This window comes from Ornithinimicrobium jinqii, from assembly GCF_045032595.1.
In the GTDB taxonomy this organism is placed as follows: Bacteria; Actinomycetota; Actinomycetes; order Actinomycetales; family Dermatophilaceae; genus Ornithinicoccus.
On sequence record NZ_JBJFZS010000023.1, the window covers coordinates 60,029 to 67,613 of the forward strand.

6 protein-coding genes are annotated in these 7,585 nt (G+C 71.7%); all 6 read right to left on the reverse strand.

All coding sequences use genetic code 11. The features are described from left to right. Nucleotides 1-5 precede the first annotated feature (5 nt). Entirely contained in the window at nucleotides 6-725 is a 720-nt protein-coding gene (locus ACI3ET_RS11505) for a prepilin peptidase (RefSeq protein WP_405033187.1), read from the reverse strand. Further along, nucleotides 722-1,579, reverse strand: coding sequence for a shikimate dehydrogenase (locus ACI3ET_RS11510; RefSeq protein WP_405033188.1), 858 nt, complete (start codon nucleotides 1,577-1,579; stop codon nucleotides 722-724). Before ACI3ET_RS11510 ends, ACI3ET_RS11505 begins: the two co-directional genes overlap by 4 nt. Next, entirely contained in the window at nucleotides 1,573-2,820 is a 1,248-nt protein-coding gene (gene mltG, locus ACI3ET_RS11515; protein WP_405033189.1) for an endolytic transglycosylase MltG, read from the reverse strand. Before mltG ends, ACI3ET_RS11510 begins: the two co-directional genes overlap by 7 nt. 9 nt (nucleotides 2,821-2,829) lie before the next feature. After that, a complete protein-coding gene (gene ruvX / locus ACI3ET_RS11520; protein WP_405033190.1) occupies nucleotides 2,830-3,324 on the reverse strand; it encodes a Holliday junction resolvase RuvX in 495 nt (164 codons plus the stop codon). Further along, nucleotides 3,321-6,008, reverse strand: a complete 2,688-nt coding sequence (gene alaS / locus ACI3ET_RS11525) for an alanine--tRNA ligase (RefSeq protein ID WP_405033191.1) — start codon at nucleotides 6,006-6,008, stop codon at nucleotides 3,321-3,323. Before alaS ends, ruvX begins: the two co-directional genes overlap by 4 nt. A 156-nt stretch (nucleotides 6,009-6,164) precedes the next feature. After that, nucleotides 6,165-7,585, reverse strand: a 1,421-nt coding sequence (locus tag ACI3ET_RS11530) for a cell wall-binding repeat-containing protein (protein ID WP_405033193.1), incomplete at its 5' end; no start/stop codon positions are given.

The window sequence follows — 7,585 nt, forward strand, 5'->3', positions numbered from 1 at the left end:
GACGGTCAGAAGAGGCCGCCGACGACGCCGGGGGCGAAGAGCAGACCCAGCAGCGCGCCTACCATCATCGGCGGGCCGTAGGCGAAGTCGCCCTTCCAGTCCACCCGCCGAGCCACCAGCAGCAGCACGGCGAGGAGCCCTCCGACCAGGAACCCGGCATACAGCCCGGTGACGGTCTCGGCCCAGCCGAACCAGCCCAGCACGGCGCCGAGCACCACCGCGAGCTTGACGTCGCCGAGGCCGAGAGCCAACGAGCCCCGCGCCAGGGAGAGCAGGGCGATCGCGAGGTAGAACCCCCCGGAGGCGAGGCCGGCCAGGACCGACCGGAACCAGGGCTCGACCCCTCCCCCCACCAGCGCGGCGAGCGTGAGACCACCGAACAGGAACCCCATCGTGGGCCACATGATGCGGTCCGGGAGGCGGTGGACGTCGAGGTCCATCGCGGCCAGGCAGACGCCCGAGAGGGTGACCAGCAGGAGCGTGGCGCTGAGGACCAGGGCCACCGGCCAGCCGGGCACAGCCTCGTCCGGGACGAACCAGATGCGGTGCACGACCAGACCCGAGACGACACCCAGCGTGACGGCGGCCCACCACCTGCTGCCCGGCGAGGGGACCTCCTCCTCGTCCGGCTTGCGGTAGGTCGTCGCCTCCAGCCAGCGGGCGACCGGGATCCCGAGCACACCTGCGACCACGGACACGACGAGCGGGACCCACACCTGCGTCATGCCACGGCCGCCAGGTGCTCCACCAGGGCTGCCCTCATCGCCTCCACCGGGCCATCATGCCCGGTCGTGAGCTCGACCTGCCGCACCGCCTGGTGGAGGAGCATGGCGGTCCCCCGCACGACCGGAACTCGCCCCTCGCCCGCGTCGACGACCGCGCGGGCGAACGGGCTCGGCCACGGTGCGTAGACGACGTCCAGCACCACCGGAGGGTCGGCCGCACCGAGCACGACGGGTGGGGTCGCCGACACCGGCAGGGTGCTGATCACGACGTCCGCGACGGCCCGGTCGAGCACCACGGGAGCCTCCGACAACCGCCTGACGGTGGCGGTCGGGCCGAGCCGCTCGAGCAGGGCGGCCGTCTGCGGGCGCAGGTCGTCACGCACGCGGACGTCCACCGCGGTGACGCCGAGCGCTGTCAGGGCGACGAGGGCGGACCGGGCGGTGGCCCCGCCGCCGAGCACCACGGCCGTGGCTGGGCTGCGCAGCCCCGCCTCGGCCAGGGCGGCGGTGAGCCCGTGCACGTCGGTGTTGTCCGCCCACCACCCTTCCTCCCGACGGACGAGCGTGTTGGCGGCGCCGGTCAGCAGCGCGGCCTCGCCCAGGCCCACGGCCAGCGCGAGAGCCTCCTCCTTGCCCGGCATGGTGACCGACAGGCCGGTCCACTCAGGCCCGAGGGACGCCACATACCCGGCCAGCTCTCCGGCCGGGACGTCGACCGCCCCGTAGGACCATTGCCTCAGCCCGAGCGCCTCGTACGCCGCCCGGTGGAGCAGCGGCGACAGCGAGTGGTCGATCGGGTGCCCGACGACCCCGGCCCGGCGCAGCGTGGCTGGTGCGGTCCCGCCGCTCAGCACTGGTCCGGGTTCTCCTCGCACCACTGGAGGAAGATCTGCTGGTTCTGCAGGTGCTCCTCGTAGGTCTCGGCGAAGTTGGTCTCGCCGGTGGACGGGTCGACCGTGACGAAGTAGAGCCACCCCCCGTCCGCCGGGTCGAGGGCGGCACGGATGGCGTCCTCACCGGGACTGTTGATCGGACCCGGGGGCAGACCCGGGTGCAGGTAGGTGTTGTAGGGGCTGTCGTTGGCCCGCTGCTCCTCGGTGGTGCCGGCCAGGCCGCGCTCCTGGTAGATGAAGTGGACCGTCGAGTCCATCTGCATCATGCCGTTGGTCTCCGAGGCACCCTCCAGCCTGTTCTCCATCACCCGCGCGATCTTGGGCAGGTCCTCGGCGAACAGGCCCTCGCCCTGGACGATGCTGGCCTTGATGATGACGTCTCGGAGCTGGTCCTCGGGGACACCGATCTCGGCGTACTTCTGGACGCCCAGCGCCACCATGGTCCGCAGCTGCTCCTCCGGCGTCGCCTCCGGACCGAACTCGTAGGTGCTCGGGTAGAGGAAACCTTCGAGCTCGCCCTCGGCCGCTGCGGGGAGGTCGAGGGTCCGCGGGTCGACGGCCTCGTAGTCCTCGACGGCGTTCCCGGTGCCCTCCGCCAGGACCTCGAAGGTCTCGGCCACCCACAGGCCCTCCCGCACCGTGACGCCGTCGATCTCACGGAAGTTGCCGTCCAGGAGCCGGGCCACGGCTGCCTGGGAGCTCATCTGCTGAGCCATCCGGTAGGTGCCGGGCTGGATCGAGGAGGACCGGGGCTCGGCCTGCAGGGCGGCCATGAACGCCGAGGAGGATCCCACGACGTCCGCGGCGACCAGGATCTGCGCGATCTGCCCGCCTCCGGCCCCAGGCGGGATCTCGATGACGACCTCCCCGGTTCCGCCACCGGTGTAGTCCTGCCCGGTCTCGGTCCCGGCGGACAGGTCGGGCACCAGGTCCCGGACCGAGGGGACCGCGAAGACGGCCGCCGTGAGCACCACGGCCGCCGCCGCGATCAGCGCCACGAGGCGCAGGACCGGGTTGCGCCGACGCCTGCGCCGGGGCCGGAACATCTCACCGCCCTCGTGCGACGGGGACAGCACGTCGTCGGCGAGAGACTCGTCGTGGTCGGTGACCCCGCGCAGGCCCAGGACGTCGTCCTCGAAACGGTGCCGCGCAGACGAGTCACGCACGTCGTGCTCGTCCCAGTCCTGGGGGGGCTGAGTCATGAGGATCCTTTACTCGGGTGCCGGACGGCGGGTCCGGGGCTTGCGCGACTTCAGGGGTGCACCGGCGGGACGACCGGCGCGACGTGCGTCCAGCGCCGCCTGGAGGATGAGGACCGCGGCCGCCTGGTCGACGACAGCACGCTGGTCTCGGCCCCGGACCCCGCTGAGGCGCAGGTTCCGGTGGGCATCCACCGTCGTGAGGCGTTCGTCCCACAGACGCACCGGCACCTCCACGCGCCGCTGCAGCGCACCAGCGTAGTCGCGCGCACGCGCCGCGGCCAACCCCTCCTCGCCGGAGAGCGACCGGGGCAGCCCCACGACGATCACCACGGCACCCCGCTCCAGTGCCTCGTGGACGATGTCGTCCAGGTCGGTCAGGCTCTCGTGGTCCCGCGCCAGGGTGGCGACCGGATGGGCGAGGACGCCGTCGGGGTCGCTCGCCGCCAGGCCCACGCGGGCCTCGCCGACGTCGACCCCGAGCAGCACCCCGGCCCCGTCGGTCACGCCCGTAGCTCTTCCTCGATCCGCTGCAGGGCGGCACCGGTCTGGGAGGCGTCCTGGCCACCGCCCTGGGCCAGGTCGTCCTTGCCGCCGCCACCACCGCCGAGCGTCTGAGCGGCCACCTTGACCAGGGCCCCGGCCCTGACCCCACGCCCGCGTGCCACCTCGTTGGTGGCGACGACGACACTGGGACGCCCGTCCGCGGACCCGGTGAGCGCCACCACGACAGGGCGCTCGTTGCCCAGCCGCCCGCGCAGGTCGGTCGCCAGGGCGCGCAGCCCGTCGGCGGCGCCGTCGCCGAGATCGTGGGCGAGGAGGGTGATGCCCCCGACGTCGCGAGCCTCCTCGGTCAGCCCGGCCGCCGCAGCCAGCGCCTGCCGGCTCTTGGCCTGGGCGATCTCCCGCTCGGCGTCCTTGAGCCGCGCGACGAGCAGCGCGACACGGTCGTGGAGCTCGTCCGGCCGCACCTTGAGGGTGTCGGTGAGCTGGTTGACGATGACGTTCTCGCGGGCCAGGTGCTGGTAGGCGTCCGCACCGACGAGCGCCTCCACCCGGCGGATGCCAGAACCGATCGAGGCCTCGCCCAGGATCTTGACCAGCGAGAGCTGGGCCGAGTGGAGCGCGTGCGTGCCGCCGCACAGCTCGAGCGACCACGGCCCGCCGACGGAGACGACCCTGACGGTGTCGGGGTAGCGCTCCCCGAAGAGCGCCATCGCCCCCAGCTCGCGGGCCTCCGTGAGGGGCATCTCGGCGGCGCTCACCTGCAGGTCGTCCATGAGGCGCTGGTTGATGCGCGCCTCGACGGCAGCCAGCTCGTCCGGGCTCAGTCCGCGCGTGGACCGGAAGTCGAAGCGCAGCCGGCCGGGGGCGTTCTCCGAACCGGCCTGGGTCGCGGTGTCCCCCAACGTCTCCCGCAGGACCTTGTGCACGATGTGGGTCGCGGTGTGGGCCCGGGAGACGGAGGCCCGACGCAGCTGGTCGATCTCGGCCGTGGCGCTCTCGCCCACGGCGATCTCGCCGTCGACGAGGCGACCCCGGTGCACGATCAGACCTGGCATCGGCTTCTGGACGTCGGTGACCTCGACCACCGCGCCGCCGGCGAGGCGGATCGTGCCGCGGTCCGCCAGCTGGCCGCCGGCCTCGGCGTAGAACGGGGTACGTCCAAGCACGAGCTCGACCTCGGTGCCGTGCTCGGCGTCGTGCGGCCGCAGCCCGAGCCGGTCGACGGCGCGACCGTCGGAGAGCAGTCCGACGACCCGTCCATCGCCGGACATCTCGGAGTAGCCGGTGAACTCGACGTCCCGGCCGAGCGTGTCGGCGATCGTGCGGTAGATGGAGGTGTCCGCGTGGCCCGTCTTCTTGGTACGGGCATCAGCCTTGGCGCGCTGCCGCTGCTCGGTCATGAGCGAGCGGAAGCCTGCCTCGTCGACGGCCAGCCCCTGCTCGGAGGCCATCTCCAGGGTCAGGTCGATCGGGAAGCCGTAGGTGTCGTGCAGCTGGAAGGCCTCGGCCCCGCCCAGCCGGGTGGCGCCGCTCTGCTTGGCGCGGGCGACCGCCGTGTCGAGGATGGTGGTGCCGCTGGCGAGGGTGCGCCGGAACGCATCCTCCTCGCCGAAGGCGGTCTCGCTGATGCGCGACCAGTCGCGCTCGAGCTCGGGGTAGGAGCTCTTCATCACGTCCTTGCTCACTGGCAGCAGCTGGGGCAGCGAGGCGTCGTGGACCCCCAGCAGGCGCATGGAGCGGACGGCCCGCCGCAGCAGGCGGCGCAGGACGTAGCCCCGCCCCTCGTTGCCGGGGGTCACCCCGTCCCCCATCAGCATCAAGCCCGACCGGACGTGGTCGCCGACCACCCGGAAGCGGACGTCGGTGTCGTGGTCCTCCCCGTACGCGCGACCGGACATCTGCTCGGCCCTCTCGATGACCGGGTAGACCTCGTCGATCTCGTAGATGTTGTCCACGCCCTGGAGCAGGTAGGCCACGCGCTCCAGCCCCATGCCCGTGTCGATGTTCTTGGAGGGCAGCTCACCCGCGATGTCGAAGTCCGTCTTGGAGCGCACCCCGGAGAGCTCGTCCTGCATGAAGACGAGGTTCCAGATCTCCAGGAAACGGTCCTCGTCGACGACCGGCCCACCGTCCGGGCCGTGCTCGGGTCCACGGTCGACGTAGATCTCGCTGCAGGGCCCGCCCGGCCCGGGCACGCCCATCGACCAGTAGTTGTCGACGTTGCCCCTGCGCTGGATGCGCTCCTGCGGCAGCCCTGCGACCCGGCGCCACAGGTCGGCTGCCTCGTCGTCGCCCTCGAGCACGGTGACCCAGATGGAGTCGGGGTCGAACCCCAGGAAGCCGTCGTCCTGGGAGCCGGTCACCAGGTCCCACGCGTGCTGGATCGCCCCCTCCTTGAAGTAGTCGCCGAAGGCGAAGTTGCCGTTCATCTGGAAGAACGTGCCGTGCCGCGTGGTCCGCCCGACCTCCTCGATGTCGAGGGTCCGCACGCACTTCTGGACGCTGGTGGCCCGCGGCCAGGGGGGCGTCTGCTGGCCGAGAAAGTAGGGTTTGAAGGGGACCATGCCGGCGTTGACGAACAGCAGGTTCGGGTCGTCGTGGACCAACGGGGCGCTCGGAACCACCGCGTGGTCCCTGCTCTCGAAGAAGGACAGCCAGCGACGGCGGATCTCGGCGGTTTCCATGGTCTCCTCACCAGGGTGCAGACGGACTGACCCACTCTAGCCGCCGCTCCTGTGGACCCCTGACGGATTTCCGCAGGCGAACGGGGCCGACCCACCGCGTGCCGGAGCCCGGGGACGCTCGGTCCCCGGGCTCCGGTCGTCGATCACCCGTGCCGGTCAGGGCGTGATGACCACCGCCCCCAGCAGCGTGCGGACGGCCTGCTCGATCTCAGCAGAGACGGCGACTGTTCCGCCCATGATCACGACCCGCGCCGGGTTCAGCCGCTCGATCTCCGCAGCCGCGCCCACCGGTAGTGCGGTGGACGTCCCGGGGACGAGCACCAGGGGCCGTGCTGTCGGAGCGACCGCCAACGCGTCCGGGAAGTTGAGCCCGGTGGCGAGATAGACCGTGCCCCCGGTGTTGTCCGGGAACGCGTCCTGGTTGATGGCGACCGACGTGGCGTACCGGTCCGGTCCAAAGATGCGCTGGACCGTCCCGTAGTTGCCCAGGGCGGTGGCTGTCACCTCGCTCACGGCGACCGGGCCGCCGAGCACCTTGATGGTGGTCACACCCAACCTCGTGAGCTCGTTGGCCGTGGCGGCCGGAACCCCACCGTTGCCCACCAGCAGCAGCGGGGCTCCGGTCGCGGCCGCGGCAGCACCGCCGGACAGCGAGTCCGGGAAGGTTAGTCCGGAGGCCACGTATGCCGTGGTCGCGCCGTCGGGGAAGGCTCGGAGGCTCAGAGCTGCCGCCGTCGCGTACCGGTCGCCCCCCGCCACGCGGGTGACCGCACCGGTGGTGTAGTTCTCCAGGGTGCTCGCGACCTGCGGAGAGACGACACTGTTGCCACCGAGCACGACGATCTCCGCGGGCTGCAGTCTCGTCAGCTCCAGAGCAGTCGCGGCAGGGATGGTGTTGTCTCCGACCAGGAGCAGCGGCCCACCCTCGACCGCGGCCGCAGGACCACCGGCCAGGGCGTCGGGGAAGTTCAGGCCGCTGGCCACGAAGACCACCGGCACCGGACCTGGGAACTCGGAGCGGCTCAGCGCCGCCGCCGTCGCGTAGCGGTCGGCCCCGGCGATGCGCTCCACCACCTTGGTGACCGCGGTCCCGACGGCCTCGCTCTCGACCGTGATCGTCGGGAAGCCACCTCCTGGGGGGAGGTTGTTGAACGCCGGGTCCGAGTAGTCCCAGGTGTCTCCGACCGTGTTGATCGCGTACACCTGGTACTCGTACAGGGTGTTCGTGCTGCCGATCGGGTCGACGTACTCGGCCGGACCGGTGGCCGCGCCGGTCTCGGTGGTCGCCGTGGACAGACTGGTCAGGTTGACCCGGTCCTCGGTCTGGACCATGGCGATCTGCGACCACGGACCCGTGGAGCCCGCGACGCGCCGTTCGACGACGAAGGCGGTCTCGTTCTTCGAGTTGTCCGTCCACGTGACCGTGTAGAGCCGGTCACCCGGGTTGCCGGAGCGGACCGCGGAGACGAAGCTCGGCGCAACCGGGTTCACCGCCACGGCCTGGGATCGCATCATGTCCATCTCCTCGTGGCTGAGGATGTGGCAGTGGAGCACGTACTCCCAGCCGAAGTTGACGT

What these genes read in the sequence shown, in the direction of transcription:
- mltG (WP_405033189.1), bottom strand. Translation starts at nt 2,820, where the DNA reads ATGACTCAGCCCCCCCAGGACTGGGACGAGCACGACGTGCGTGACTCG.
- alaS (WP_405033191.1), bottom strand. Translation starts at nt 6,008, where the DNA reads ATGGAAACCGCCGAGATCCGCCGTCGCTGGCTGTCCTTCTTCGAGAGC.
- ACI3ET_RS11505 (WP_405033187.1), bottom strand. Translation starts at nt 725, where the DNA reads ATGACGCAGGTGTGGGTCCCGCTCGTCGTGTCCGTGGTCGCAGGTGTG.